The sequence below is a fragment of the Effusibacillus consociatus genome, assembly GCF_042652925.1.
Classification (GTDB): domain Bacteria; phylum Bacillota; class Bacilli; order Tumebacillales; family Effusibacillaceae; genus Effusibacillus; species Effusibacillus consociatus.
Genome location: NZ_JBHSHC010000113.1, coordinates 1 through 1677, shown reverse-complemented (window position 1 = coordinate 1677; position 1677 = coordinate 1). Strand labels below are relative to the sequence as shown.

Sequence of the window (1677 nt, the reverse complement as noted above, 5' to 3'; positions counted from 1 at the left end):
CGGGATTGTTGTACTCTACATCAAGTTGTTCAACAACGAACTGCAGGTAGGCTTCATGAGAACGAGCAACGGGAATCATGAACATCACCCAAACCGTCTAGTAGTAGGCAATTAGATGCCTCCATCGCGATTGTTGGGGTGATTTGAAAAAGTCAAGAGGAAAATTTGTTCGCACTCCTGTTTTGGGGGTGAAACAATAAATGGCCCTAGTCAAGAGACTAGAGCCTGTAAGGAAATTTTAATTCCGAGAGTCTTAATGTTAAATGAGGAGGTTGTAAATGATGTTTTGGAAATTTCGTCTTTGGTTCACGTTATTTGCTCTCGTCATATGTCTGCTTAACTTTTCAGGTCATGATGATAAAAATATTTTACTAGATTTACTGAGTACGCCAAATTTTCCTTTGCTCCTTCTGCAAGAATATTGGCAGTCTTTCAAGTATTATGGTTATAATCAAAATCTCAATTATGTTATATATAGTATGAATATCATATTTTGGTTTTTTCTGGGGTTATTGGTTGACACGATTATAAAGAGAGTAAAAGGCAGATAGATCGAATGCTATAAAGGGATGTTGAAGTTTCTCAACATCCCTGAAATTTGTCACTCATTTAATACTCATTTTACCAATATTGTCTTAGAGTAGTCCATTTTGTTCCGCTAGCACCCCGCTGTACATAAGGACTCATTTCAACCCACGGCTGATCTTTGCCTAAGTCATTGTGTTCAGTAACATATGGGACATAAGATATATCGTGATGTGTAGGCGTTCCATCTTTTGTTCCCGTGTTGGACAAATTTTTGTAATTCAGGGCTTCCTGTTCTTCTCATTGCAGTAAGGGCTGCACCTTTAACGGAAGCTGGAGTGGCAGGATCTTTAAATATCGCTTTCAAAGTTTCTTCTTGCGCTTGTTTTTTAGTTGCGTTTCCACTCAATTCCCTGACTTTCAAAAGGGAATACCATCTAATCGATGCATCTTCTGTTTTGTCACTTGCCATAGTTAAAATCGTATCTATCACTTGCTCTGTCTGGTTTTCTGCTTTTCTATTATTTAAGAAATTGATCAAAAACATACGGAATTCCTTGGGATTTGTCTTATCCTTGATCATGGTGTCTATTTGTTGGGCTGGTACTCCATTAGACCACCTCTTTTTAAGATGTGGAACTAGGATTAGTCCTTCTTGGCTTAATACATTTTCACCTTGGTTGGCAAGTTCGGCAGCTGTTTCCAGAAGATCTTTGGTACTGAGAGAAGAAAGGTATTGATTCATAGCATTTGAATCTTGAAAGGATTTAAGTTTATTAAGGTGTACATTGTTTCCAACAACGGCTTTGTCTGGGATGATTATTTCATCTGCAGCCTGTACTGAAGGATAATAATAAACAAAGGCACCTGAAGTAATTGATAATCCAAGAGTGAATGCCGCAACCATCTTAAATTTTTTTGGAAATTCCATCAATTAATCCTCCCTGATAAAAATTATAGGTCTACCATTTCCCTTTTGATCACAAGCGCGAGCTGTTTGCAACGGTGGTAAGAACAATTTGCTTGGATCTGTTTCTACTTCAGAGAATACAATCAATCTAACCCACCTCTGTTTAGCAATTGAATGAATATTTCGGCGCGGCAGAGCCGCTAGGTTAATGAATGAGAGCCACCATGTTAATGAAATAGAGC

The 1677-nt window shown here is 38.0% G+C and carries 2 protein-coding genes; both read right to left on the bottom strand.

Translation table 11 applies throughout. The annotated features are described in order from the left end of the window. Window positions 1–724: 724 nt before the first annotated feature. Window positions 725–1456, bottom strand: a complete 732-nt coding sequence (locus ACFO8Q_RS16760) for a hypothetical protein (RefSeq protein ID WP_380027050.1) — start codon at window positions 1454–1456, stop codon at window positions 725–727. Window positions 1457–1459: 3 nt separating this feature from the next. Further along, a partial coding sequence (locus ACFO8Q_RS16755) for a hypothetical protein (protein ID WP_380027047.1) occupies window positions 1460–1677 on the bottom strand: 218 nt, incomplete at its 5' end.

Coding starts and splice junctions, on each gene's coding strand:
- ACFO8Q_RS16760 (WP_380027050.1), bottom strand. CDS start 1,456: ATGGAATTTCCAAAAAAATTTAAGATGGTTGCGGCATTCACTCTTGGA.